The 25,717-nt window shown below is 66.8% G+C and carries 25 protein-coding genes and 2 pseudogenes; 20 read left to right on the top strand and 7 right to left on the bottom strand.

Annotated elements, in window-relative coordinates; all coding sequences use genetic code 11:
- Nucleotides 1-58 precede the first annotated feature (58 nt).
- The 6 genes and pseudogenes from murI (at nucleotide 59) to rdgB (ending at nucleotide 4,744) form a co-directional block, all read left to right on the top strand.
- Nucleotides 59-1,102: a glutamate racemase gene (murI, locus tag AL755_RS15590; RefSeq protein WP_082369591.1), complete on the top strand. Its 1,044-nt coding sequence runs from the start codon at nucleotides 59-61 to the stop codon at nucleotides 1,100-1,102.
- Nucleotides 1,099-1,895 (top strand): annotated as a pseudogene (locus tag AL755_RS15585) (MBL fold metallo-hydrolase). Before murI ends, AL755_RS15585 begins: the two are co-directional and overlap by 4 nt.
- 143 nt (nucleotides 1,896-2,038) lie before the next feature.
- Nucleotides 2,039-2,650 carry a hypothetical protein gene (locus tag AL755_RS15575; protein ID WP_150117139.1) on the top strand — a complete coding sequence of 204 codons (612 nt, stop codon included), beginning with the start codon at nucleotides 2,039-2,041 and terminating at the stop codon, nucleotides 2,648-2,650.
- Between the two features lie 149 nt (nucleotides 2,651-2,799).
- Nucleotides 2,800-3,333, top strand: coding sequence for a hypothetical protein (locus AL755_RS15570; RefSeq protein ID WP_054011780.1), 534 nt, complete (start codon nucleotides 2,800-2,802; stop codon nucleotides 3,331-3,333).
- Nucleotides 3,334-3,376: 43 nt separating this feature from the next.
- A complete protein-coding gene (rph, locus tag AL755_RS15565) occupies nucleotides 3,377-4,123 on the top strand; it encodes a ribonuclease PH (RefSeq protein ID WP_054011779.1) in 747 nt (248 codons plus the stop codon).
- The gene (gene rdgB / locus AL755_RS15560) at nucleotides 4,124-4,744 is read left to right on the top strand and encodes an RdgB/HAM1 family non-canonical purine NTP pyrophosphatase (protein ID WP_054011778.1); all 621 of its coding nucleotides are present in this window, start codon (nucleotides 4,124-4,126) and stop codon (nucleotides 4,742-4,744) included.
- Between the two features lie 185 nt (nucleotides 4,745-4,929).
- Here rdgB and AL755_RS24110 read toward each other — a convergent pair whose 3' ends face one another.
- Entirely contained in the window at nucleotides 4,930-5,202 is a 273-nt protein-coding gene (locus AL755_RS24110) for a hypothetical protein (protein ID WP_150117138.1), read from the bottom strand.
- Here AL755_RS24110 and AL755_RS15550 point away from each other — a divergent pair.
- Entirely contained in the window at nucleotides 5,164-6,717 is a 1,554-nt protein-coding gene (locus AL755_RS15550) for an NCS1 family nucleobase:cation symporter-1 (RefSeq protein ID WP_054011776.1), read from the top strand. The two genes, AL755_RS24110 and AL755_RS15550, sit on opposite strands and share 39 nt — an antisense overlap.
- Before the next feature lie 98 nt (nucleotides 6,718-6,815).
- On the opposite strand, the gene AL755_RS15545 is transcribed toward AL755_RS15550, so the two are convergent.
- Nucleotides 6,816-7,532, bottom strand: coding sequence for a VTT domain-containing protein (locus AL755_RS15545; RefSeq protein WP_054011775.1), 717 nt, complete (start codon nucleotides 7,530-7,532; stop codon nucleotides 6,816-6,818).
- A gap of 145 nt (nucleotides 7,533-7,677) precedes the next feature.
- Here AL755_RS15545 and AL755_RS15540 point away from each other — a divergent pair, with 145 nt between their 5' ends.
- From AL755_RS15540 to AL755_RS15525, 4 genes and pseudogenes are all read left to right on the top strand, one after another.
- On the top strand, nucleotides 7,678-8,103 hold the full coding sequence (locus AL755_RS15540; RefSeq protein WP_445290442.1) for a GntR family transcriptional regulator: 426 nt from the start codon (nucleotides 7,678-7,680) through the stop codon (nucleotides 8,101-8,103).
- The gene (locus AL755_RS15535) at nucleotides 8,100-9,056 is read left to right on the top strand and encodes an ABC transporter ATP-binding protein (protein ID WP_082369346.1); all 957 of its coding nucleotides are present in this window, start codon (nucleotides 8,100-8,102) and stop codon (nucleotides 9,054-9,056) included. The genes AL755_RS15540 and AL755_RS15535 overlap by 4 nt, the downstream gene beginning before the upstream one ends.
- Entirely contained in the window at nucleotides 9,053-9,745 is a 693-nt protein-coding gene (locus tag AL755_RS15530; RefSeq protein ID WP_054011774.1) for a hypothetical protein, read from the top strand. Before AL755_RS15535 ends, AL755_RS15530 begins: the two co-directional genes overlap by 4 nt.
- 61 nt (nucleotides 9,746-9,806) lie before the next feature.
- Nucleotides 9,807-10,813 (top strand): annotated as a pseudogene (locus AL755_RS15525) (exonuclease domain-containing protein).
- Between the two features lie 15 nt (nucleotides 10,814-10,828).
- On the opposite strand, the gene AL755_RS15520 reads toward AL755_RS15525, so the two are convergent.
- Nucleotides 10,829-11,194, bottom strand: a complete 366-nt coding sequence (locus tag AL755_RS15520) for a VOC family protein (protein ID WP_054011773.1) — start codon at nucleotides 11,192-11,194, stop codon at nucleotides 10,829-10,831.
- A gap of 93 nt (nucleotides 11,195-11,287) precedes the next feature.
- Between AL755_RS15520 and AL755_RS15515 the strand changes: the two genes are divergently transcribed.
- Both AL755_RS15515 and AL755_RS15510 read left to right on the top strand, forming a co-directional pair.
- Nucleotides 11,288-12,250, top strand: coding sequence for a helix-turn-helix transcriptional regulator (locus AL755_RS15515; protein ID WP_054011772.1), 963 nt, complete (start codon nucleotides 11,288-11,290; stop codon nucleotides 12,248-12,250).
- Nucleotides 12,251-12,343: 93 nt separating this feature from the next.
- Nucleotides 12,344-12,880 (top strand): DUF4395 domain-containing protein, encoded by a 537-nt coding sequence (locus tag AL755_RS15510; protein ID WP_054011771.1) that lies wholly within the window; start codon nucleotides 12,344-12,346, stop codon nucleotides 12,878-12,880.
- Nucleotides 12,881-12,942: 62 nt separating this feature from the next.
- Here the strand turns inward: AL755_RS15510 and AL755_RS15505 are convergent, their stop codons facing one another.
- A complete protein-coding gene (locus AL755_RS15505; RefSeq protein ID WP_054013107.1) occupies nucleotides 12,943-14,025 on the bottom strand; it encodes an ADP-ribosylglycohydrolase family protein in 1,083 nt (360 codons plus the stop codon).
- 98 nt (nucleotides 14,026-14,123) lie between these two features.
- Between AL755_RS15505 and AL755_RS15500 the strand changes: the two genes are divergently transcribed.
- From AL755_RS15500 to AL755_RS15470, 7 genes are all read left to right on the top strand, one after another.
- Nucleotides 14,124-14,480: a YidH family protein gene (locus AL755_RS15500; protein ID WP_054011770.1), complete on the top strand. Its 357-nt coding sequence runs from the start codon at nucleotides 14,124-14,126 to the stop codon at nucleotides 14,478-14,480.
- 9 nt (nucleotides 14,481-14,489) lie between these two features.
- On the top strand, nucleotides 14,490-14,897 hold the full coding sequence (locus AL755_RS15495) for a DUF202 domain-containing protein (RefSeq protein ID WP_054011769.1): 408 nt from the start codon (nucleotides 14,490-14,492) through the stop codon (nucleotides 14,895-14,897).
- Nucleotides 14,898-14,961: 64 nt separating this feature from the next.
- The gene (locus AL755_RS15490; protein ID WP_054011768.1) at nucleotides 14,962-15,894 is read left to right on the top strand and encodes an aquaporin; all 933 of its coding nucleotides are present in this window, start codon (nucleotides 14,962-14,964) and stop codon (nucleotides 15,892-15,894) included.
- 125 nt (nucleotides 15,895-16,019) lie between these two features.
- Nucleotides 16,020-16,799: a hypothetical protein gene (locus AL755_RS15485; RefSeq protein ID WP_054011767.1), complete on the top strand. Its 780-nt coding sequence runs from the start codon at nucleotides 16,020-16,022 to the stop codon at nucleotides 16,797-16,799.
- A 73-nt stretch (nucleotides 16,800-16,872) separates the two neighbouring features.
- The gene (locus AL755_RS15480) at nucleotides 16,873-18,039 is read left to right on the top strand and encodes an exonuclease SbcCD subunit D (protein ID WP_054011766.1); all 1,167 of its coding nucleotides are present in this window, start codon (nucleotides 16,873-16,875) and stop codon (nucleotides 18,037-18,039) included.
- Nucleotides 18,036-21,140, top strand: a complete 3,105-nt coding sequence (locus AL755_RS15475) for an AAA family ATPase (protein WP_054011765.1) — start codon at nucleotides 18,036-18,038, stop codon at nucleotides 21,138-21,140. The genes AL755_RS15480 and AL755_RS15475 overlap by 4 nt, the downstream gene beginning before the upstream one ends.
- 75 nt (nucleotides 21,141-21,215) lie before the next feature.
- On the top strand, nucleotides 21,216-22,535 hold the full coding sequence (locus AL755_RS15470; RefSeq protein ID WP_054011764.1) for an MFS transporter: 1,320 nt from the start codon (nucleotides 21,216-21,218) through the stop codon (nucleotides 22,533-22,535).
- 22 nt (nucleotides 22,536-22,557) lie between these two features.
- Here AL755_RS15470 and AL755_RS15465 read toward each other — a convergent pair whose 3' ends face one another.
- The 3 genes from AL755_RS15465 to AL755_RS15455 all read right to left on the bottom strand — a co-directional run bounded on the left by AL755_RS15465 (nucleotide 22,558) and on the right by AL755_RS15455 (nucleotide 25,717).
- Nucleotides 22,558-23,265: an IclR family transcriptional regulator gene (locus AL755_RS15465; RefSeq protein ID WP_054011763.1), complete on the bottom strand. Its 708-nt coding sequence runs from the start codon at nucleotides 23,263-23,265 to the stop codon at nucleotides 22,558-22,560.
- Between the two features lie 85 nt (nucleotides 23,266-23,350).
- On the bottom strand, nucleotides 23,351-24,169 hold the full coding sequence (locus AL755_RS15460; RefSeq protein WP_054011762.1) for an alpha/beta fold hydrolase: 819 nt from the start codon (nucleotides 24,167-24,169) through the stop codon (nucleotides 23,351-23,353).
- A gap of 153 nt (nucleotides 24,170-24,322) precedes the next feature.
- Nucleotides 24,323-25,717, bottom strand: a complete 1,395-nt coding sequence (locus AL755_RS15455) for an amino acid permease (RefSeq protein ID WP_272946691.1) — start codon at nucleotides 25,715-25,717, stop codon at nucleotides 24,323-24,325.

The raw sequence follows: 25,717 nt of genomic DNA, 5'->3' as shown, positions 1-25,717 counted from the left end.
AAACAGACGCGGCCAAATGTACCCGGGTGCCGTGCAAAGCATCTATTCTGAAACGATCATGAGCACAACACCCGGGGGCACTCCAGTCACAGCCCGCACCGGTGCAGGGATCGCTTCCGACCCGCACCCGATGGCGGACCGAGCCATTGGTATTTTTGATTCCGGCGTCGGTGGCCTCACCGTGGCGCGCGCGGTGATCGACCAGCTGCCCAACGAATCCATCCTGTACGTGGGCGACACGGCGAACGGCCCCTATGGCCCGCTGCCCATTGCCGAGGTCCGCGCCAACGCGCTGGGCGTCATGGATGAACTGGTTGACTCGGGCGTGAAGCTGCTGGTCATTGCCTGCAACTCGGCCTCCGCGGCCGTCCTGCGCGACGCCAGGGAACGGTACACGGCCCGCTACGGCATCCCCGTCATCGAGGTGATCCAGCCGGCGGTGCGCCGCGCGGTCGCCGCGACCCGCACAGGCCGTGTTGGCGTGATCGGCACCGTGGCCACGGTGGGCTCGCGGGCCTACGACGACACCTTCGCCGCGGCCCCCGATCTGGCCATCACCTCCGTTGCCTGCCCCGACTTTGTGCGGTTTGTTGAATCCGGCGTCACCGCCGGCCCCGAACTCCTCTCCACGGCCGAGGCGTACCTGGCGCCCCTCAAGACCGCCGGCGTGGACACGCTGGTGCTCGGCTGCACGCACTATCCGCTGCTGACCGGCGTGATCTCCTACGTCATGGGGGATTCGGTGACCCTTGTCTCCAGTGCCGAGGAAACGGCGAAGGACGTCTACAAGGCTCTGGTCAGCCACGACCTCGAACGGGTGTCCACGCTGCCGCCCACCCACAATTTCCTCTCCACCGGCGACGCCGAGCAGTTCGGCGTGCTGGCCCGGCGGTTCCTGGGGCCGGAGGTGCGCGGCGTGGAACAAGTCACGCACGTTTCGGCGCACTATCCCACGGGCTCCATTGCACGGATCACCCCCGACATGCTGGCCGCCGCGAAATCCGCAGCCGCCGCCGGGGCGCCGCGCATCTCAAATTTTGTAATGCAGGATTCGGGGGGCGCCCCGGCTGCCCCCGGCCGGTCGATGGGGGAACAGGCATGAAGTTGACGATCGTAGGGTGCAGCGGCTCCTTCCCGGGGCCGTCGTCGGCGGCCTCGTGCTACCTGCTGACGGCGCACGACGGCACCAGGCCGTGGCGGGTGTTGATGGACCTTGGCAGCGGAGCGCTGGGCGATGTGCAAAAGTACATGGATTTGGAGGACATTGACGCGATCTTCCTCACCCACCTGCACCCGGACCACTGCATGGACTTGTGCGGCTTGCACGTCGCCGTGCGATGGAGCCCCAACGGCTGGAACCGCGGACGGATTCCCGTGTGGGGGCCGGCCGCGACGGCGGACAGGCTCGCCACGGCCTACGGCCTGGACCTGGACCCCGGGATGCGCGAAGAGTTCGACTTCCAGCTGTGGAACGAACGCGAACCCGTCACGGTGGGCCCGTTCAAGGTGACACCGTACGCCGTCAACCATCCCATCCCGGAGGCCTACGCGCTGCGCGTGGAGGCTACGGAATACGACGGCACCGGCGTGGACAAGACCGTGACGCTGACCTATTCGGGGATACCGACTCCTGCGATGGACTTGAGGACGCAGCCCGAGACGCACACCTCTTCCTGTGCGAGGCAGCATTCGAGGAAGGCCGCGACGACGCCATCAAGGACGTCCACCTGACCGGCAAGCGCGCCGGTGAAGCCGCGACGGCGGCCAATGTGCGGCGGCTGCTGCTGACCCACATCCCCGTTTGGACCGACACCAATGTGGTGGTGAACGAGGCCCGCGGCAGCTTCGCGGGTGACGTCGCGGCCGCCGTCGCCGGCGTCCACTACAGCATTTAGGGATCCCACCCCGCACCGGTCCGCGGTGCGACACGGCCTGGTCTCCTTTGGATCACGGTTCGGCCATGGGGATTCCCGACCACTGCGCGGCTTTGGATACTTGAAGAAGCCAGGTGTTGTCGAAGGTGTTGGGATGGTGCGTCGTGAGGAAAATGCCGGTGTTGGTGGCGGCAGGCGTGGCCATGGCTTTGGCCGGATGTGCGCCCGCAACGGCCGGCCCGGGCGCTCCGGAACCGTCCGTAGAAGTGGTCGCCACGGCGTCGCCCGCCCCGTCCATCCGGATCTACCAGGAGTCGCACTTCAAGGGCAGCGGAACCATGAGCAAAACGACGGACCGGCTCCACGCCATCGTGGCGAGGAATCCAACGGTGTTTTCCGGCGACTGGTTCAGCCCCTCTGATCCGGGAATCTTCGTCGTGGGCGTGGCCCTGCCCCACGATCCGGCCGCCGTCGAACTGGAGACGCTGCGCAAAAGCCTTGATCCGTCGTCGAAAACCACCCGGACGGTGCCGGCAAAGTACTCCCTGGCGAAGCTCCTGCAAGTACAGCACGAGATTATGGAACAATACATGCCGCCCGCCGGCGACGTCCGGGGCTTGGGGCCGGACCCCATTAATGAGGCCGTGCTGGTGGACATCCTGCAGACGGATAAGGATCCGGTGCTGACCGGGAACGCCACGGTCAGGGCCCTTGCCGCCAAGTATGGGAGCCTCGTGGAATTCCAGGCGACCACAGGGGTTTCCGCTGTGGACTGATCTTTTGCGCGGAGTCGTCCTCGCGAGGGAGCCGGGTAATGAAAAGATCCTCCGAAATGATCACGACTATCGCCCCAACCATGACTAGGCTCACGTGTAAGCACCCGGGGAAGGCTTGCCCGGGCGGAACCGACGCGAAGGACTCCACCATGAGCAACATGCCAATGCCCAGCTACAACCCCGAATGGTCGGCGCAGCCCAACGTCCCGGCGCCCGTCCGACCCAAGCAAATCGGGTGGGCCTTCCAGCTCATCATTGCGGCCGCCGTGCTCAACGTCATTGCCGCCATCTTTGGCGTGATCAACGCAAGCTCGCCGGCCTTCCGCCAGCAGATCGCGGACCAGTTGGCCAAGAGCAACATCAACACCAATGGCCAGGACGCCGTCGGGATGGGCGTGGCCTTCGGGATCGGCTCGATCATTGTCGCCGGCGTCGTTGGCGTGATCCTCTACATCATCATCGGGATTTTCATCAACAAGGGCCACGGCTGGGCGCGGATCACCGGGCTCGTGCTGGCCGTCATCTCGCTGAGCCGCCTGGTCGGATTCACGTTCCCCGCCGGGATCTTCACGATTCTGCAGGTCCTGGCCGGCATCGTGGCCATCGTGCTGTGCTTCATCCAGCCGGGCGCCCAGTTCTTCACGGACCGGAAGAACTACAAGCTGGCCAACAAGATCCGCTGATTCCGGAATCCGCCCCGGGCCCCTCGGCCAGTAGGCTTAGTTCATGACGAATAGCGATTCTGCAATCCTGCGCGCCGACGGCCGCACCCCCGACCAACTCCGCGACATCAGCATCACCCGGGGCTGGTCCAAGCAAGCCGAAGGTTCGGCGCTGATCGAGTTCGGCAACACCCGCGTACTGTGCACCGCCTCCCTGACCGCCGGCGTGCCGCGCTGGCTCAAGGGCGAAGGAACCGGATGGGTCACGGCCGAATACGCCATGCTGCCGCGCGCCACGAACACGCGCAACTCCCGGGAGTCCGTCAAGGGCAAGATCGGCGGCCGCACCCACGAGATCTCCCGGCTGATCGGCCGTTCGTTGCGCTCCATCATCGACACCAAGGCCCTGGGCGAGAACACGATCGTCCTGGACTGCGACGTCCTCCAGGCCGACGGCGGCACCCGCACGGCCGCCATCACCGGCGCCTATGTGGCCCTGGCCGACGCGATCCGCTACGCCAAGGAACACAAGCTGATCGCGAAGAACGCCGAGCCGCTGATCGACACCGTCTCCGCCATCTCCGTGGGCATCATCGACGGGGTCCCCATGCTTGACCTGCCCTACGTCGAGGACGTGCGCGCCGAGACCGACATGAACGTCGTCGTCACCGGCTCCGGCAAGTTCGTCGAGGTCCAGGGCACCGCCGAAGGCGCCCCGTTCGACCGCGACGAACTGAACCAGCTGCTGGACCTGGCGCTGATCGGGACCACCCAGCTGGCCCAGATCCAGCGCGAAACACTGGGCAAGTAAGTGGGCGCGCCGAAACTGGTCCTGGCCACCCACAACCAGGGCAAGCTGCGTGAATTGCGCGAACTGCTCCGCGGCCAGGTGCCCGGGCTCGACGTTGACGTCGACGTGGTCGACGCCGGCGCCGTGGACGCGCCCGACGTCAAGGAAACCGGCGTCACCTTTGCCGAGAACTCCCGGCTGAAGGCCCACGAGGTCGCCAAGGCCACCGGAATCCTTGCCATCGCCGACGACTCCGGACTGGCCGTCGACGTGCTTGGCGGTTCCCCCGGGATCTTCTCGGCCCGCTGGGCCGGCCGGCACGGCGACGACGCCGCCAACCTGGCCCTGCTGCTGGCCCAATTGGGGGACATCGATGCCGGGCACCGCGGAGCCCGCTTTGTGTGCGCCGCGGCGCTTGCCAGCCCCGACGGCTCCCTGGACGTGGTCCGGGAGGGCACCCTTGAGGGAACCCTGTTGACGGAACCGCGCGGTGCCGGCGGCTTTGGCTATGACCCGATCCTGCAGCCGCTCGGCCTGGAGAAGTCCTGTGCCGAGCTGGCACCGGCGGAGAAGAACGCCATCAGCCACCGCGGCAACGCGTTCCGCGCGCTCCTGCCGCACATCGTGGCGGCCCTCTCCTAGCGGACACCGGGGCACTTTCCACCGCACTCAGGCGGCTTCCGACTTAAATGTCGGGGGCCGCCTTTGTGTTGCCCTTTGGACCTTCCTCGCTGCGCAAATACAGGGATCATCGGGTCTTCATGATCTGAACAACAATTTCATAATATGGAAACTAAATTTCTTGTTGCGGAATAGTGTGATTAGTCTTACACTTTTTTCACGGCCTCGATGACGAGGCCACAGCCAAATGATTGGTCCAGAACGATGAACGTTTCCACCCCTGCTGCGTTGAAGGCGAGTTCGGCTGCAGCCCGGCGCATCGAATCGGCAATGACGCCGTTTCGCTTGCGCCACGCGGATCGCCGCGAAGGCGTCCTCCATGTCATGAACGGCGAAAACATCGCCGCCCCGGCCGACTCCTTCGGCGAGAGAGGTTCAAAATGAAGATTGATCCGGACGCATCGTCCCAGCAGATCCACGGCACTCATCACGAGCATGTGGACCACATCCTGCACTACCCGCCGAGCGGGGAAGTCCCCGGCCTGCCCCGGATCAGCGCGACCCTGTACAACCAGGACCTCGCCCCCACGAAAAAAGAGGGCCGGCACTGGACGGGGTACAGTATCTTCACCCTGTGGGCCAACGACGTTCACAGCCTGGGAAACTACGGCTTCATCCTGAGCCTGTTCGCCCTGGGGCTGGGCAGCTGGCAGATCCTGCTGGCGCTGGCCATCGGCGCGGCGCTCCTCTTCATCCTGCTCACCTACTCCGGCTTCATGGGGCACAAGACGGGCGTCCCGTTCCCGGTCATGAGCCGGATTGCCTTCGGCATCCGCGGGGCCCAGCTTCCCGCCGCGGTTCGTGGCGCCGTCGCAATCGTCTGGTTCGGCATCCAGACCTACCTGGCCACACTGGTGCTCCGCGTCATGCTCATCGCCATCGCCCCGGGGCTGGCCGGCCTTGACCACAACTCCTTCCTGGGCCTGTCGACCCTGGGCTGGATCACGTTCCTGTTCCTCTGGGTCGTTCAGGTGGTCATCGTCCGCTTCGGCATGGACATGATTCGCAAGTACGAGGTCTTCGCCGGCCCCATCGTCTTGGTGACGCTCGTGGCCCTGGCGGTCTGGATGTTCTTCAAGGCCGGCATGTCGATCTCCTTCTCCACCAACCACCCGCTCACCGGCGGCGCCATGTGGCGCAGCATCTTCGGCGGCGCGGCACTGTGGGTGACCATCTACGGAACGTTCGTACTGAACTTCTGCGACTTCACCCGGGCCGCCAAGTCCCGGCGGGCCATCGTCAAGGGCAACGTCTGGGGCATCCCGATCAATACGATGCTCTTCGGCATCATCGCGGTGACCATGGCCGGAGCGCAGTTCAAGATCAACGGCCACATCATTACGAGCCCGTCGGACATTGTTGAGTCCATTCCCAACACATTCCTGGTGGTGGTTGCCAGCCTGGCGCTGCTGGTGCTGACCATCGCCGTGAACATGATGGCGAACTTCGTGGCCCCCGTCTACGCCTTGAACAACTTCTTCCCCAAGCGCCTGAACTTCGCCCGGGCCAGCCTGATCTCGGCCATCATCGGCCTGGTCATCCTGCCCTGGAACCTCTACAACAACCCCGTGGTCATCGTCTACTTCCTCGGTGGACTGGGCGCCCTCCTCGGGCCGCTGTTCGGCATCATCATGGTGGACTACTGGCTGATCCGCAAGGCACGCATCAACGTCCCGGCCCTGTACACGCTCGAAGACCACCAGCCCTACTTCTACAAGGGCGGCGTCAACCCGCGGGCCATCATCGCCTTCATCCCGGCCGCGGCCATCGCGATCGTGTTCGGCCTGGTTCCGTTCTTCAAGGACATCTCCGACTTCTCCTGGTTCTTCGGAGCAGGCATCGCCGGCTTGATCTACTATTTCAGCTCACCCAACCGCAATCCGCAGCTCGAGGACGTTTCGGGCGAAGCGATTGCCGTGGCCAGCGCCCACTAGGGCGGCACCCGGTAGGACAACAAAAACGGTAGGACAACAAAAAGGCGACCCCCGGCATTCAAGCCGGGGGTCGCCGTCGTTGTTTCAGGAAAAGGGGGTCAGGACTTCCTGGCCTTGCGGCTGGCAAGGAACGCCTTCGCAAACTCGATGATGATCGGGATGACCGAGAGCAGCACGATGATGATGAAGATGATGTCGAGGTTCTTTTGTACCCAGGGGAACCTGTTGCCAAGGATGAAGCCCAGCAGCGTCACGCCGCCGGCCCACAGGATGGCGCCGATGGCATTGAACAGGACAAAGTGGCGCATGTTCATGCGGGCCACACCCACAATTACGGGCACGAAGGTGCGCACGATCGGCACGAAGCGGGCCAGGATCAGCGCCTTGCCGCCGTGCTTTTCAAAGAAGGCGTGGGCGTTCTCCACGTGTTCCTTCTTGAAGAGCCTGGAGTCGGGCTTGTTGAAGATGGCCGGGCCGGCCTTGGCGCCGATCACATAGCCCACCTGGTTGCCGATGAAGGCGCAGATGATCAACAGGACCATCAACACCCCGATGTTCACGGGCATGTGGCCGGTGCTGGTCAACAGGCCTGCGGTGAACAGCAGGGAGTCACCGGGAAGGAAGAAGCCCACCAGCAGGCCGGTCTCGGCGAAGATGATGGCGCAGGCGATCACGACGACCCAAAAACCTATGGCCTCGTTGCCGAGGATGGTCATGGGGTCGAGCCAATCCGGCAGGATGCTCAACGTCGGGGCTGGGCCGTGGCCCAGCAGTGCGGGCGCGGCGAAGTCACTCAGAGCAGAAATAATCACCATTCCAGATTACGGTACCGGGCCAAAAGCGCTCCGATGCCGCACGGGGACCCCTTGACACCGCCCGCCAAGGTTGTATGGTTAGTTACATGAGTAATGAACCGGTGAAGCGGTACATGGCCCGGTTCTGCCGGGAAGGAAGGGTCCTGTGATTGACGACAGCAAACCGATCTTCCTGCAAATTGCCGAAATGATCGAGAACGACATTGTTGACGGTGTGTTGGCCGAGGAGGCGCAGGTTCCTTCGACGAACGAATTTGCGGCCTTCCACCGGATCAACCCGGCCACGGCGGCCAAGGGCGTCAACCGGCTGGTCGACGACGGAATCCTCTACAAGAGACGGGGAATTGGCATGTTTGTTGCCACGGGTGCCAGGGCCATGTTGCTGGGCCGGCGCCGGGAAGACTTTTACGAACAATTTGTCCGTCCGCTGGCCCGGGAGGCCCGGAAGCTGGGGATCGACGGCGGCCAGCTCGCCGAGATGCTGGGCCGGGAAGCCGCCGGGCAAGCGACCGCCGGACAAGGAACTGAAGGCCCTGGGATGGCAGTGAAGCAGAAGGAAGGTGCGCTATGAGTACGCCCATTGTCCACATAGGCAACGTGTCCAAAAAGTATCGCGACACGATGGCCCTCGACGGGGTCAGTCTCACCTTGGAAAGGGACAAGATCTACGGGCTGCTGGGCCGCAACGGGGCCGGCAAGACCACCCTGATGTCGATCCTGACCGCCCAGGGCTTTGCCAGCAGCGGCGAGGTGAGCGTCTTCGGCGAGGACCCCTACGAGAACGAAAAAGTCCTGCGCCGGATCTGCTTCATCAGGGAATCCCAAAAATACCCCGATGACTTCCACGCCAGGCACGCATTCAAGGCGGCGGCGCTCTTCTACGCGAACTGGGACAACGACCTCGCCCTGCAATTGGTGAAGGACTTTGAACTGCCGCTCAACCGGCGCATCAAGAAGCTTTCCCGCGGGCAGTTGTCGGCCGTGGGCGTCATTATCGGACTGGCCTCGCGGGCGGAGCTGACGTTCTTCGACGAGCCCTACCTCGGCCTGGATGCCGTGGCCCGCCAACTGTTCTACGACAGGCTCCTGGCCGACTACGCCGAATTCCCGCGCACCATCGTGCTCTCCTCGCACCTCATCGACGAGGTCGCGAACCTGCTCGAACACGTCGTCATCATCGACAAGGGCCGGATCATCCTCGACGACGACGCCGACCACATCCGCGGCTCCGCGGTCAATGTTGCCGGGCACGGCGCCACGGTTGAGTCGTTCGCGGCGGGCCGGACGGTGGTGCACAGGGAGGGCATCGGGGCCCTGCTGTCGCTGACCCTCGACGGCGCCCTGACCGCGGCCGAGCGCCGCGAGGCCCGGGAACTCGGCCTTGAACTGAGTCCGGTCTCGCTCCAACAGTTTGTCATCAGGAAGACCCTCGACGCCGGTGCCGGACTGGGGCTCGACGGCGAACCGGAACCGGACCCGGCCGCGCCCGCCACGAAGAACACCCGGATGGGAGCAGTACGATGAACCGCGCAGTGGGAGTTGCCAAAATGCAGCTCATCAACAAATGGACGTTTCTGGGCATACCCGCCGTCATCCTGGTGTCTTCCTTTGCCCTGACCTTGGCGATCTGGGCCATGATTCCCGATACCGCCGAGGGTGCGAAGTACTCCGGCGCCGGCCAGGCCGTGATGTGGTATTTCTTCGCCCTGGGCCTGCAGTCGATGTCGCTGACCTTCCCGTTTTCGCAGGGCCTGAGCATTAGCCGGCGGAACTTCTTCCTGGGCACCGTGGGGCTCTTCGCGGTGGTGGCGGCCGTGGTGGCGGGACTGTACGTGATCCTGGGCCACCTGGAAACGGCCACGCATGGCTGGGGCATGGACGGGCAGATGTTCGCCCTGGCGTGGATCGCGAACCAAAACTGGTTCATCCAAATGTTCTTCTACTTTGTTTTGATGATGTTCTTGTTCCTGCTGGGGTTCTGGGGAGCCACCGTATACAAGCGCTGGCAGGCGTCGGGCCTGCTGGTCGCCGGCATCGGGCTGGCCGTGGTGCTCGTGGGTGCCGTGGGACTCATCACCTGGCAGGCCTGGTGGCCGGCCGTCGGATCGTGGATGGCCGCACAGACCCCGGCCACCACGGGCCTGCTGGCCCTTGGATTCTCGGCGCTCTTGGGTGTTGGCGCCTACCTGACGTTGCGCCGGGCCACCCCGTAGGGGAGCGGCCCCAAGGCTGCCGTGATGCGCGCACCCCGGCGCGGAGCGGTAGCCTTGAAGCGTGCCTGTGGACTTTACTGCAATTGATTTTGAAACCGCCAACGGATTTAGGGGATCGCCCTGTTCCGTCGGTTTGACGAAGGTTCGCGACGGCCGGATCGTCGATGAGGGCTACTGGCTCATGCGCCCGCCGGAGGGCCACGACCACTTTGACTCACGCAACATCTCCATCCACGGCATCACCCCCGACGACGTCCTCGCCGCCCCCAGGTTCCGCGACGTGTTCGGCGAGGTCCAGGCGTTCATTGGCTCCGACATGCTCGTGGCGCACAACGCCGCCTTCGACATTGGCGTGATCCGCTCCGCCGCCGAAGTTTCCGGCATGGCCGCCCCGGCCTACGACTATGCGTGCACCGTGGTGTTGTCACGGAAGAACTATTCGCTGCCCTCCTACTCGCTGCCGTTCGTGGCCGAGGCGGCCGGGGTGCCGCTGGCCCACCACCACGACGCCGTGGAGGATGCCCGGGCGTGTGCCGGCATCATGGTGGACATTGCCGCCAAGCACGGCGCGTCTTCGGTGCGGGACGTCTTCACCTCGATGAAGCTGGCCATGCCGCACATCGACTCCTACGATCCGGCCACCGACGGCATGTCCAAGGCGACCCGCAGCGCGCTGGAGAAAATGGCGGAATCCGCGGCCCAGCAGGCCTCGGGCGCACCCCGCACCGGGCGTGGCGGCCGCTCCAGCTGGTCCACCGAAGGCCCCAACCCGGTCCCCAATGCGGCGGCCGATTCCACCCATCCGCTGTACGGCCAAACGATCGTCTTCACGGGGATTTGGCGCTGGCCCGCCCCGAGGCCAAGCTCCGGGCCTCGCACTACGGCGCCCAGTGCGCCAGCAGCGTGACCCGCAAGACCACCGTCCTGGTGGTGGGCGGCGGCTTTGCCGCCACGGACCTGCGCAGCGGCCGGCTCACCTCCAAGGCGGCGCGCGTCCTGGAGTTGCAGCAACGCGGCCAGGGCATCGAGGTGCTCTCCGAGGGCGAATTCATGCAAATGGTGGGCTAGCTGCGAAGCTCCAGCTCAGTCGACGGGGGACACTCGGATGAGGTTCCCGTCGGGGTCGGCGATGACGAAGGTGCGTCCAAAGACGTCATCGTATGGTTCCTCGATGACGGTGACCCCCTTGGCCGTCCACTGCGCATAACGGCTGTCGACGGCCGCCCGTGAACCCGACACCATGAGCCCGACCTCACTGGTGCGCGGCGAATCCGCCTTGAGCGTGTCGGCCCGGCCCGACCACAGGGCGAACAGCACGCCCGGGGCGACCTCGAACGGGACGTAACGGGGAGTGCGGACAACGGGTTCCATCTCGAACAGCTCGCCGTAGAACGCGGTGGAACGTTCAACGTCCGTGACGTAGATCAGGAACAGGTTTGGCGTGGCCATGATGGTCTCCTTGGTTGTTGGTGCCTGCTGACAATTCCCATACTGGCAGCAATACCTGACACGCCATGTCAGGTATTGGGCAATACTGAGGACATGAAATATCAGCGCCTGCTCTCGATGATGTTGCTGCTCCAAACCCGTCAGCGCATGACCGCCGCCGAGCTCGCCGGGGAGCTCGACGTATCGGTGCGGACCGTGCTGCGGGACGTGAACACCTTGGCCGAGGCCGACGTGCCGGTCTTCGCCGAACGCGGCCGCTATGGCGGCATCGTCCTGCTGCCCGGTTCGCAGCTTGACGTGGCCAGGCTCAGCCCCGCCGAGATCGATGCCTTGAAATTGCTGGGGCTGGACCCCGGGCAGGCACGCCAGCTCGGCGTCGACGCACCGGCGCGCACGGCCCACCGAAAGCTTGCCTCCCGCCGTCCCGTGACCGGCCATTCCCCGGTGCCCTTGCCTTTGTCCCTGTCCGAGTTGGTCGTGGTGGACAACCTGCCCTGGTTCAGCCCCGAGTCGTCAGGGATTGCCGTCGCCGATCTCGGCAGGGACCTTCAGTCCGGCCGGCGATTGCGGATCCTCTACCGGGGGAGTGCCGAACAAGGCCCTTCCTGGCGCACGGTCGACCCGTATGGCCTCCTGGCGAAGGCGGGCCGCTGGTATCTGGTGGCCGACGCCGGCGGGGCGCCGCGGTTGTATCTCCTGGACAGGCTCCAACGCTGGGAACTGCTGCCGGCCGGCCGGCGGCTGCGCGAGGGTGAGTCGCTGGCCCGTGTGAGCCGCCACCTCAGCGCCTCGGTGGAGAACCGCGACGGCGTCACGATCGTTGCGACGCTGGCCGCCGACAGGCTCGACCTTGCCCGACGGATCCTGGGCTCACGACTGACCGGCCACAAGCCGCTGGAGGCCGGCCGGGTGGAGATCACGCTCGCCTACGACCAGCTGGAAGGCGTCCGCCAGCTGCTGCAGTTCGGCACCCACCTGCGGGTCACGAGCCCGCCCGGGGCGCAGGCCGTGATGCGGGAGGCCGCCACCACCATGGCGGCGCTCTACCAAAGCTAGGGACGGGGCGGGCTGAGCGAGCAGGCCGGCCGGTTTTGTCATAGCGCGCAACAATCATTCCTTACGCGATGCCCGCGGTCCTACGCTGGGGACATGAGCTCCCTGTCCGACCGCATCCCCACCGCCACCGAATTCATCCAGGCGCCGCGCCCCGGCCGGCTCAAGCGGTTTTTTGCCTTTCCCAACCCCGTCAATGAGTTCGCCGCCCGGTTCACCGCCGGAATCGTGGTGGTGTTGTCCCTGACGGCCGTGCTGACCGGCCAGGTCTGGCTGGTGGCCGTCATCGCCGCAGGATTCGTGTTGCGCCTGGCCTTTGGCCCGCGCATCTCCCCGGCTGCGCTCCTGTCCGTGAAGGTGCTGGCCCCGCTCCTTGGCGAGCCCCGGCTGGTGCCGGGCCCGCCCAAGCGTTTTGCCCAGGGGATCGGGGCCGTCCTCACGCTCGCGGCCCTGGTGTTGCTGCTGGCTGGCGCGTCCCCGGCCGGCTGGATCCTGATGCTGCTGGTGGTGGTCGCGGCCTCGCTGGAATCGATGTTCGGCGTGTGCCTTGGCTGCATCATCTTCGGTGTGCTGGCCCGCCGCGGCCTCATCCCCGAGAGCATTTGCGAGGAATGCGCCAACATCCGCCGCTGACCCGCCATCAGGCACGACGCCGGAGTGTGTCGCAGGTGCCCGGCGCCACGCTCCGGGTGGCGTTAGCCGATTGTGAGCTTGATGAACTGCGCGCCCAGATGGTGCACCAACTGGGGTGCCTCACACAGCTGCAGCCAGGCCGGGGGGAGCGCGGCCTCGCCGTAGAAGGCGCCCAACATGTTCCCGGCAATCGACCCCGTGGAGTCGCTGTCGCCGTCGTGGTTGACGGCCAGGCGCACCGCGGCCAAAAAGTGCTCCACGGGGGACACCGCCGGGCCGGCGGTTGCCAGCACCGAATACAGGGCAACGGCCAGCGCCTCCTCGGCCACCCAACCCAGCCCCAGCGCGTCGGTGAGGGCGGCGCCGGACAGCGGCTCGGCGTCGTCCGCGGAAAGTGCAAGCGCGGCATCCAGGCGGGCCAGCAGCTCGGGTGCGGCATTCGGCTCCGCGGCGGCCCTGTCCCGGGCCGACTCGGCAGCCTCACGCAAGCCAAGGCCGCCGATGGCCAGGGCATGGATCAACCAGCTGAACGCGCCGGAGGATTGCCGGGCGGAGGGATGGCCGTGCGTCAAGGACGCGGCATCGGAGCTGATCTTGTAAATGGTCTCCGCCGGAATGTTGGGCAGGAGCCCGTACGGGGCCGAGCGCATCACGGTCCCGCAGCCTTTTGAATCAACGTTCAGCGGCCGGAACGAGGTGCCCATCTCACCCGTGGCCAGCGCCGAAACGCAGGCGTTGCCCGGGTGCCGCTGGTGGCGCAATACGCTTTGGCCATCGATCCAGCGCGGTGCCGGCTCGGGGGCATTGCCGGCCGCCGCAATGCCCTGGGTCTTGAGCCAGCGCAGGTAGGCAAGCCACTGGCAGGCGTTGATGTCGGCGCCCACGCCGTCCTGCGCCCACTCCAGGACCTCCACCAGTCCGTCAAGGGTGTAGAGCGTCATCTGGGTGTCGTCGGAGAAGTGCACGGCACCGTTCGCCTGGGACAAATCCACCAGCCCGGCCGGGCCAAACCTTGCCGTGATGTCGGCAAGCGAATCGAATTCCACCAGGTAGCCCAGCGTATCGCCGAGCGCGCCACCCATCAGCGTGGCCTGGACGCGGCTGGCAAAATTGGCGGGCGGGGCGTTGGTGGGTTCTGCTGCAATGGTCATGGCTCCAATTTACCGTTCCCTTCCCCCTTGCGTCCGCTCCGGCCCGCCGGACATTAGACTCATAGGGAGTACCCCACCTTACAAGGAGCATCATGCGCGAGCCGGCTTGGCGGCGGTCCGGAACAACCCCCGACTACAGGTTTTCCCTGGCCAATGAGCGCACGTTCCTGGCCTGGGTGCGCACGGCGCTGGCACTGCTGGCGGGGGCCGTGGCCATTGACCAGCTCGCACCGGAAATCGCACCGACCCTGGTAAGGATCATCCTGTGCATGGTCCTGGCGTTGATCGGGGCCGCGTTGGCGATTGTGAGCTACCGCCGCTGGGCGCACCAGGAACAAGCCATGCGCAACAACCAGGAACTGCCACACTCGTGGCTGCTGCTGGGCATGACGGTGGTGGTTGCCGGGGCCGCACTGGTTTTTGCGATCCTGATCCTGACCCGCCCCTAGGCGCCGAACGTGTCCACCCCCATCGCGCCACCCCGGGACCCGGGCCTGCAACCCGAACGCACGGCACTGTCCTGGCGGCGCACCATCATGAGCGTCATTGCCGCCGACATCCTGATCTGGCGGGGGTGGCTGCACGCGCTCACCAAGGAAAGCACGGGCGCCGCGCCGGCCGGACTTTTCAGCACCGGACTCTCCGACCATGTGGTGGGACTTGGCATCGCCGCGATCGTCGCCTGCCTGACCACCATCACCCTGGTGGCGTGTGCGGTGGGCCGGATCAGGGTGCTGCGCGCCGGCGTCGGGCAGCTGGAAATGCAGGGCGACATAGCCCCTTCGCCTCTTATGTTACGTACAGCATCGGCCGCTATAGTGGCTCTGGCTGTTGCGGCCATGGGTGCCCTGGTATTGGGCATGTAGTCCGCAAAACCGCGGCAACGGCGCCACAAAGACCAAACACTTCCAACCGAAGGACCACTCCACCATGACTACATCCGGATCGGCCCAGGCCCCGGTGCAGCCCTACCCGCTGAGCACCCGCATCGCCATTGAGGCGTTGGGCAGCTTCTTCATCGTCTTTGCCGGACTGGCCACGGCCCTGTTCAGCCCGACGGTGTCCACCGTCGCGTTCGCCTACGGCCTGGCCATGGTGGCGGCGCTGGCGGCGTTTGGGCATGTCAGCAACGGCTACTTCAACCCGGCGTTCTCGGTGGCGATGGCCGTGGCCGGGCGCATCAAGTGGGTTCCGGCCGTGCTGTACGTGGTGGCCCAGACCGTTGGCGCTATCCTCTCCGCCATGGTCTTGTATGTGCTGATCAAGGTCCTGCCCAGCGATGCGACGGGCGGGGTCGGCAAGATCTTCAGCTCCCTCGCCAACGGTTATGACGCACATTCACCGTCAAAGGTTCCGTTTGCCGGGGTGCTGATTGTCGAGGTCATCGCCATGGCCATCCTGGTGGCAGTGCTGCTCGGCGCCACCTCGGTGCGCAACAAGGGCACCCTGGGCCCCATCGCGATCGGCCTGGCGTTCGGCGTGGCCATGACCATCACGCTTCCCATCAGCAACGGTTCGCTGAACCCGGCCCGCGCCATGTCCGTGGTCTTCCTCTCCGACTCCTGGGCCTTGGGTCAGCTGTGGCTGTTCTGGCTGGCTCCGCTGTGTGGTGCCGCGCTCGCCGCCGCCATCTACCGCTCCTTCCAGTCCGTTGGCCCGGTTGCGGTCCCCGCCGTGGCTGCCGACGACGTCGCCGCCTCCGACGATGACGACGACGCCGTCGAGGCTCCCGACGCGGCCGAGGACGAGGCGGCCCTGCCGCGGCCCGTCCCGGCCTCCGCCACGTCGGCGGAAGCTCCTGCCGCCCCGGCAGCCCCGCGCAAGAACGAGGCCCAGGACTTCTTCGACTCCTCGGGCAAGTAGCCGCCGGGAGGGAAATGCCCTGATAAAAGTTTCTCGGAGCTATTCTCCGGTGAACCGCATTGCCTTAGAGTCTGCGATAGGCCGTCCACCCGGTGGGCGGCCTATCGTGCTCACCAGGGGGAACCATGACCGATCCGGTCCAGCCGGAAGACTCCGTCCCAGCCGTGGCGGCCTTACCGCCGGTGAAAAGCCCGCGGCCACGGTGGGTGGTGCCGCTGCTGATCGGTGTGAGTGCCGGTGCCGTGGCGGGTGCCGTGGTGGGTGCCACTGTTGTCTTGCCGGCTTTCCTTGATCTGCATCCGATACCGCCCCTTGCTTCCGCGCTCGCTTCGCCGTCGACCGCCGTTACGAGAGCCGTTTCGACCTCCGCGCCGAGTGCCGCCGCAGCGGCGGCGTCCCCTGCAGCGGGCAGTGCCAAGGCGTTCGTTTCCGAATCCGCGGGCTTTAGCGCCGTCTTCCCCGGAAAGGCCACCAAGGCCACGGAAGCTCAGCTCGGGGCCCATGTCGGCAATGTGCAGGGCTTCTTTGGCGGTGACGATATTCAATCTTTTACCGTGCAGGTTTTGGACCAATCGTGCGAGCTGTCGGCCGCCCAGGCTAAGAGCGGTATGGACCAGTCGAGCACCATGGGCGTGGCCTCCGCCGCCAAGCAGATCGACGCCACCTACGATGTCCTTTCCGAGACTCCCCGGGATCTTGACGGTCACCATGGCCTGCAGACCGACTTCACCCTCGACATGGGAACCGTGACCGTGACGGCCCGGACCCTGGTGGCGTACGCGGGGAAGCACTTCTACGCCCTGCAATTCGCATCCGCCCAGCCCGACGTCCCCGCCTGGGATGCGTTCATCAATTCCTTCAAATCCCTCGATCCCGACGGCACCCTGCCCGCCTGCACGGATTAGCGGCGCCGCAGGGCATGGGCGCCGCCCGGCGGCACTGGCCGGGAATGTCGGTGCCGTCGGATAGTTTTGAACCATGAAGTTGTTGCATACCTCGGACTGGCATCTGGGCCGGTCGTTCCACGGCGTTGGCACGCTGGCGGCCCAACGGCGCTTCGCCGACCAACTGCTGCACACCGTGGAGAGCGAACACGTCGACGTGGTGTTACTGGCCGGGGACGTTTACGACCGCGCCCTGCCCAACGTGGACGTCGTCAACCTTTTTGACGACATCCTGGCCCGGCTCAGCGCCGCCGGAGTGCCGCTGGTGCTCACGAGCGGCAACCACGACTCCGCCACCAGGCTGGGCTTTGGCGGCCGCATCATGGAACGGGCCGGGGTGCACCTGCGTACCCGGATCGCCGACCTCGCCACCCCCGTCATGCTGCCGCTGGGCGCCGGCACTGATGGACCGCAGCTTGCCATCTACGGCATCCCGTACCTGGAACCACGTCTGGTGGCCGAAGCGCTCGATGCCGACGCCGCCACCCACTTTGCCGTGACCGAGGCCGCCGTCGGGCGCATCAAGGCGGACCTGGCCCAACGCCCGGCCGGCACCGCCTCGGTGGTGCTGGCACACACCTTTGCCAGCGGCGGCATCACCTCGGCGAGCGAACGGGATTTGTCGATCGGCGGGGTCGGTGCCGTGCCGCTGGATCTGTTCGAAGGCTTCACGTACACGGGCCTGGGTCATCTGCACGGCCGGCAAAAGCTCAGCGAGTCCGTTCGCTACTCCGGCTCGCCGCTGCCGTATTCCTTCTCCGAGGCCGCCCACACCAAGGGCGCCTGGCTCGTTGACATCACCGAGGCCGGCCTTGGTGCCGTCCGGGCCATTGACTGGGCGCCCGAACGCGCACTTTCCCTGGTGCGGGGCAAGCTCGACGACGTGCTGGCGGGGGAGCAGTGGGCGGACGCAGAGACGCACTATTGCCAGATCACGCTCACCGACGACGACAGGCCGGCCAACGCCATGGAGCGGCTGCGCACCCGCTTCCCGCATACGTTGGTGCTGACCTTTGAGCCGGAGAATGCCAGGGACGCCACCGCGAAGTCCTACAGCCAGCGGGTCTCCGGGGCGGTCGATGAGCTGGATTTGTGCTGCGGTTTCCTAGACCATGTCCGCCACCGGCCCGCCGACGACGACGAACAAACGGTGTTGCGCGAGGCCCTGGCTTCCGTCCACGCCCTGGAGGCCGCCCAATGAGGATTCACCGCCTTGAAATCCAGGCATTCGGGCCGTTCGCCGGACGTGAATGCGTCGACTTCGACGCGCTCGGCGCCCAGGGTTTGTTCCTGCTCAACGGCTCCACCGGCGCGGGCAAGACCAGCGTGCTTGATGCCGTGGCCTATGCCCTGTACGGCCAGGTTCCCGGCGCACGCAACGGTGCCGTCAAACGGCTGCGCAGCCACCATGCCGCCGACGGCGTGGGCCCCGAGGTGGTCTGCGAATTCAGCGCCGGCGGCCGGCGCCTGGAGGTGCGGCGCAGCCCCGAATGGATGCGCCCGGCCAAGCGCGGATCCGGCACCACCCGCGAGCAGGCGAGCACACAGCTGCGCGAAAAGGTCGACGGAAGCTGGGTGCCGCTATCGCAACGCAACGACGAGGCCGCCAGTGAGATCCAGCGCCTGCTGGGCATGAACATGGAGCAGTTCACGAAGGTGATCCTGCTGGCGCAGGGCGAATTTGCCGCGTTCCTGCGTGCCAGCGCCAAGGACCGCGAGGAGCTGCTGGAAAAGCTCTTTGGCACCGAAATTTACCAGGACGTCGAACTCCGGCTTGCCGCGGACGCCCGGGACGCCGCGGCCGGGGTGGCCGACGGGATGGCGCGCCTGGCCGGTCACGAGGCCCTGGCCCGCACCCAGTCCCTGCAGGTCCTTGAGACCTCCGGACTGCTGGATGAGGAGACGGGGGAGACTCCGGACGACGCCGTTGACGGCGATGCCGCCAATGCGGAGGTGGCGCACGCCGGACTGGACTCCAGCGGCACCGAGTTGTTTGACTGGCTGGCCGAATCCATTGCGACCGCACAGCGGCAGCTTGGCGATGCCGTGGCGGACGCCGAGCAGAGGAACGAACAGGCAGTGGACGCCCTTGCGGCGGCCGAACAACGCCACGGCCGGCACGCAGTGCGCGACGCCGCCCTTGCCGAGCAGGCCCGGCTTGCATCCCTGGCACCGGACGCCGACGGCTGGCGTGAATCCATGAAACGCCATCGTGAAGCCGAGGTGCTGGCTGCCGTGGTGGCTGCGGCCGACAAAACCGCCGCCAGCCTGGACAACGCCGGCAAGCGGGTCCGGGCGGCCACGGAGGGGTTTGCCGCAAATGCGCTGGCCACGGCACTTGCCGGAGAGGCCGATGCCGCGGACCCCACCCTGGCGGCACTGGGCGCCTTGGACCAGGACCTTTCGGGGCAGCTGGCCACCGTCGCCGCGGCGGAACCAGGCGAACAGCGCCTCGTGAAACTGGCAGCCGAGCTGGCAGCCGGTGAACTGGCCCTTGCCAAGTCCGCCGCCGACGTTGCGGCACACCAGGGCGCACAATCAGACGGGCAGGCACGGCTGGCGGAAATCCGGACGGAGTTGGCGGTGCTGCGGGCGGACGCGGTCCCGCTCCCGCAGGCGCGGGAGCGCCACGGGAGCGCCCGTGAGCTGGTGGACAGCATCCTCGCCCACACGTCCCAAGCCGAGACCGTGGGCACGCTGGCCGCCGCCGACCTTGCAAGCCGTGAGGCCGCGCTGGCCGCCAAGGGCAGCTGGCTCGACGCCGTCGAACTCCGGCTGTCGCTGGCCGCCGGCGAGCTGGCGGCGACCCTGGTGGACGGCGAACCCTGCCAGGTCTGCGGCAGCACGGTCCACCCGGCACCGTCCACGCTGGCCGGCTCCGGCGCCGACGCCGTACAAGCCGAAAAGAAGGCCAAGGCGGCCCACCGGGAAGCGGAAACGAACGCGGAGGCGGCGCTGGCCGGGCTGTCCCGCGCCCGCCAGGAACTGGCCGTCCTGGCCGAACGCGGTGGCGGGAAGGACCTGGCGCAGGCGCGGGCCGACGTCGAACTCGCCAAGGAAGGCCTCGATGCGGCCATGGCCGCGGACGCCCGGCTGGCGGAGCTTGCCGCCGATTCCGAGGCCACCGAAACGGCCGTGGCCCGTGCACAGGAGGCCCTTTTGGCGGCCAGTGCGCAGGTGGCCTCGCTGACCGCGTCCAACGGGGCACTGGCCCAGGAAACCGGGCAGCTGGCCGACGGCTTGCTGGCGGCTCGGGCCGGCTACGATTCCCTCGCGCGACGGAGTGAAGCGATTGCGGCTGCCCGGCAGGTGATCGGGGACCTCCAGGATGCGCTGCGCCGCCGGGACTCCGCCGAAACGGCGGGGACCGAGGCCGCCGACGCGCTTGCCCTGGCCCTGGCCGGTGGCAGCTTCGCCGACGCCGCCGCGGTACGCGACGCGCGGCTGGCTGCGGGCGAAGCCGCTGCCGTCCAGGAACGGCTGGACGACTACGGCCGTGCGGGCACCCTGAACACGGCGCAGTTGAACTCCGCCGACGTTGCCGCCGCGGCCGTCGAGGCGGGCAAGGGCATCGGCGCCCCCACCGCGGCACAACTGGAGGAACTGCGCTCCGCCTCGAGGGGCTTCGCCGCCGCCGCGAGGGCCGCCGCCGTGCAGCTGGCGCTGGCTCGCAACGCCGGCGAACAACTGGCCGAGACCAGGGCCGCGTTTGAGCGCAGCGAGGCGTCCGTGGCGCCGCTGCGTGAAAGGGCCGCCCTGCTCGGCGGCCTGGCCGACGCCGTCCGCGGCGCCGGCGAGAACCAGTTGAAGATGACGCTCACCAGCTACGTCCTGGCGGCCCGGCTGGAACAGGTGGCCATGGCTGCATCGGCCCGCCTGTCCACCATGAGCGGCGCCCGCTACACGCTCAGCCACACCGACGCGCGGGCCGGCGGCAACCGGAAATCCGGGCTGGGCCTTGAGGTCGTGGATGAGTGGACCCAGCTGAGCCGGGACACGTCAACGCTGTCCGGCGGGGAGTCGTTCATGGCGTCGCTGTCGCTGGCACTGGGGCTGGCCGACGTCGTGCAACAGGAATCCGGCGGACTGGACATCGAAACGCTCTTTGTCGACGAAGGCTTTGGCAGCCTGGACGACGAATCGCTGGACCAGGTCATGGATGCGCTGGAAGGACTGCGTGACGGCGGCCGGGTGGTGGGCCTGGTCAGCCATGTGGCGGACATGAAAACCCGGATTCCCATGCACCTGCACGTGACCAAGGGCCGGAACGGATCAACACTGTCCCTGGGGCAGGCCGGGTAGACTGGAGGAAGAATTTGGGTTGGGTGTACCGGGAGGCCGGGACGGTACACGCCACTTTGTGCTGAGCGGATACCAATGACCTCCTCACTTCCCCCTGTTTCACGACCCCCCGCGGGGCATTCCACCGTCACGGAGGAAGCCCCCGCGCCGGAGAAAAAAGTCGGCCGCTACGCCATGCTGCCCCGGCTGGCCGGCACCTCCTACATTCCGTTGGGCCTTTTTGCCCGCGTCCCCCTGGCCATGCTCACGATTGGCGTGCTGACCCTTGTCACGGCCGTCAGCAAGTCCTACGCGATCGGCGGTTTTGCCGCCGGCGCCATCGGGATCGGCGCCGCGATCGGCGCGCCGCTGATCGGCTACCTAGCGGACAGGCTTGGCCAAAAGCCCGTCCTCATCGTCTCCGCCGTGGTGAACGCCGTGATCGTGGCTGCCGTGGTCGGGCTGGCCTACGCCATTGACGATTTCACCACGGGGGCAACCGTGGGCCTGCTGGTCGTCGCGCTGCTGGCCGGTGCCTCGTCCCCGCAGGTGGGCCCGTTGTCGAGGGTGCGCTGGATGGCGTTGAGCCGGAAACTGCCCAAGGAACAGCGCGGGCCGCTGGTCGATACGGCGCTGTCGCTGGAAGGCACCGCCGACGAGATCACCTTCGTGCTGGGCCCGGCCCTGGTGGGCCTGCTGGCGTCCCTCGTGGCACCGTGGCTGCCGCTGGTCCTGGCCGCCGTCATGACCATTTCGCTCGTGACCCTGTTCGCCATCCACCCCACCCACACCGCCGTGGCCCCGCGCCGCGCCGGCATGAACGGCAACGCCGGCTACGTGCCCAAGGACTCCGTCAACTGGTTCAAGGTGGCGGTTCCCGTGGCGGGCATGCTGTGCATGGGCACCTTCTTCGGATCCTCGCAAACGGCCCTGACGGCCTTTACCGGCGTCCACGGCTCGGTGGATCAGGCCGGGCTGATGTACGCCGTCATGGGTGCCAGCTCCGCCTTTGCGGCCCTGTCCGTCGCCTACTGGCCGGCCACGTTCAAGCACGCCTGGCGCTGGGTGCTGACGGCCGCGCTCATGACCGCCGGAACCGCGGCCTTCCTGTTGCCGGGGTCGCTGGGCACCATGATCATCGTGCTGTTGCTGGTCGGCATTCCGGTCGGCCCCACCATGGTCACCATTTTCAGCGTGGGCAGCGTCATCGCCCCGCCGCAGTGGATGGGCACCGTCATGACGGCCCTGGCCAGCGGCATCGTGGCCGGCACCGCACTGGGCTCCTCGATCGCCGGATCACTGGCGCAGTCCGTCGGCTACCATGCGGCCTTCATCGTGCCGATCGCGGCCGCCGGGACGTTGCTGGTGCTCGGCATCGTCACGGCAGTGGTGCTCCGCCGCCCGGCCAAGGCCTGACGGGCGCTGCCCAGCGGGGCGCTTAGGCCAGCGCGGATTCGATCCGCGACGCCGCGGCATGGACCGCCGTGCCGATAGTGCCGGGGTCCTGGTCGTTGCGGATGTAGACCACGGCCACGGCGGCCGGCCGGCCACCGGGAATCCGCACCGGCGCCGCCACCGAGGACAGGCCGGCAATGACCTCATCATGGCTCGTGGCATATCCGAGCCGTGCGGCCTCGGCGGCCTCGGGCCGGTACACCTGGCCCGGCGCCTGAATCCGCCATTGTTCGGGCGTGTAAAGGGATTGCAGGGCGATCCCGGGGGCGCCAACACCCACAGGGTGCCGGGTGCCGGGATGTTGGGCGAGGGTTGCGCCCGAGTGCCGCGGCTCGACGGCGGCCAGTGTCACGCACTCCTCACGGTCCCACATCACCACGAATGCGGTCATGGCCAGGCTTTGCGAAAGTTCCGTGAGTTCGGGCAGCGCGGCGCTTTGCAGGTCTCGCGAAACGCCCCGGGCCAGCACGGCGAGACCGGGTCCGGGGGCCAGCCGGCCCGCGGAGTCACGCACCACCAGGGAGTGGTCCTCCAGCGTGCGCACAATCCTGTACGCGATGGAACGGTGGACGCCCAGTTGCGTCGCGACCTCGGCAATCGTCAGCGGCCCGGGGGCCGCGGCAAGGATCTCCAGCGTCCGCACGCCCCGGGACAGTGTCTGGGAATGGGCCGGGCCGGGGGTCTCTGTCATGGATTCATCTTAGGCGGCACCGCCGTCGTCCTGGCATCAGGACCGCACCGCCATGGTGGTGGCGTGTTGGGTTGTGGTGCGGACTTTAGCCGAGGAAGGCGATCGCGGCGTCCTTGAAATCGCGGCTTGTCACGGCGTTGTTGTGCGTGCGGCCGGGGATGACGTGTTGTTCGGCGCGGCCGTTGAGGGCGGCCAGCTGCCCCATCGTCTTGGCACGTTCGTCGTGTTCGCCGGCCACGAGCAGTATCGGCATCTTCGGCACCGCGTCGGTGGGGTCGAACGGTTCCATCTTGATGGCCTGGATGAGCGCCAGGAGCGCGAAAATATCGTTGGAGGGGATCAGCTGGGCCATGCCCAGCAGCCACGCGGTGGATTCGTCGGCAATGGGTGTTCCGTCGTTGAGGAAGTCCTGCGCGGCGGCCAGGTCGAACTCGGCCAGCGGATCCTTCGGGTTGGGCCCGCCCAGCACCATCTTGCGCACCAGCTCCGGCTGGGTGGCACCAAATTCCCAGGCCAGCCGCGAGCCGAGCGAATAGCCGATCAGGTCGACGCCCGAGGCGGGGTCGCCCTCACGCAAAGGGCGCACGCCCATGTCGATGAGGATCTGCAGCAAATCCGCGCGGATCTTGCCAGGCGTGTAGGAGTCCAGGTCGATGGGGGAGGTGCTCCCGCCATGGCCGGGCAAGTCCACTGAAAGCACCCGGCGGCCGGCGCGGTTCAGGGCGCTGACCCAGCCGCTTTTCACCCAGTTCAATTCGATCGAGGAGGCAAAGCCGTGGATGAGGAAGACGGGCGGGAGGTTGGCTGGCTGCTCCGGATCAAAGGCGGCAACGTTGAGCCCGGGCAGGGATCCCTCGATCGTGTGGGCGGCCTCCGGGGCCGAGTGTTTGCCTTGGGCTGCCATGTGAACCGGACCTTTCCTTACGGTGGCGTGTGCCGCCGTCGTACGTCAACAGTAGCGAAAAGGTGCGGCGAACTGCGAACGGTATGCGCGCCGTTGAGCACACCGTCCACCTGAGACGCTAGTCACAATTTTGTGCGGATGCAATCCGGTCCGCTATTTGGCCACCACGCTGCGCTGGCTGCGTTGGGCCAGCCAGCAGGCGGCCGCGATGCCCGCGACCAGGGCAAAGGTGCCCAGGAGTTGGGTGCGGCTCGTGGCGCCGGTGAATCCGACGGCGAAAATGGCGGCCAGCAGGACCAATCCGACGATGGTCAGGGCCGGGAAACCACGCATGCGCAGTGGCAGCGGCGTGCCGTCGCGGTCGGCCCGGCGGCGCAGGATCAGCTGGGAGAGCAAGGCGGTGCCCCACACGATCAGGCACGTGGATCCGACGAGGTTGAGAAGGGCCGACAACACCCGGTCGGGAAACAGCAATTCCAACACGGCGGCGGCGAATCCGAAGGACACCGAGACGGCGACGGCCGCCAGCGGCACCCGCCGGGAGTTGGTGCGGGCAAAGATGCGCGGGGCCTCGCCCCTCTCTGCCAGCGAATAGATCATGCGTGACGCGCCGTAGAGGTTGGCGTTGAGGGCGGAGAGCAGGGCCGCGACGGCGATCAGGGTGATGGCCATGCCGGCCCATCGCACCCCGGCGGAGTCCAGGACGCCGGCGAAAGGTGATGCAAGATCGGGCGACGTCCACGGCAGAACGGCGGCGATGACAAAGATCGAGCCGATGTAAAAGACCAGGATCCGCCACACCACGGTGCGGATCGCGATCGTGACGCTGCGTGCGGGATCGGCGGTCTCGGCCGCGGCCACGGCCACGATTTCCGTGCCGCCAAAGGCAAAGACCACCACGAACAGCCCAGCGGCGATGCCGGAGAGGCCGTTGGGGGCAAAGCCGCCGTGATTGACGAAGTTGCCGAGCCCGGGGGAGGTGGCGCCCGGGATCAGGCCCAGCAGCAGGGCCACGCCGAAGAGCAGGAACATGATGATGGCCGCGACCTTGAGCAGGGCAAACCAAAACTCAAACTCGCCGTAGTTCTTCACGCTTGTCAGGTTGATGGCGGTGAAGACGGCCATGAAGATCAGTGTCAGCGCCCAGGCCGGCAAAACCGGCCAAACTGTGACGAGCAGGGCGGAGGCGCCCAGGGCCTCGGCCGCAATGACCACCACGAGTTGCAGCCACCAGAGCCAGCCGACGGTTGATCCGACCACCGGACCCAACGCCTTCTGGGCGTAGACGGAAAACGCGCCCGAGTTGGGATTGGCCGCCGCCATTTCACCGAGCGCCCACATGACAAGGATGATCAGCGTGCCGGCCACCAGATAAGACACCAGGACGGCGGGGCCCGCCTTCTGGATGCCTTCCCCGGAACCCAGGAACAGTCCGGCGCCGATGGCGCTGCCCAAACCCATCATGGTCAGCTGTCGCTGCTTGAGTGAATGGCCCAGGCCGCCCGTGGGGGCCTCGGTGGTGGCAGCGGGCGGCTGAATGTTCGTCAA

Source organism: Arthrobacter sp. ERGS1:01 (assembly GCF_001281315.1).
Taxonomy (GTDB): Bacteria; Actinomycetota; Actinomycetes; order Actinomycetales; family Micrococcaceae; genus Specibacter.
This window is presented reverse-complemented; position numbering and strand designations above follow the sequence as displayed.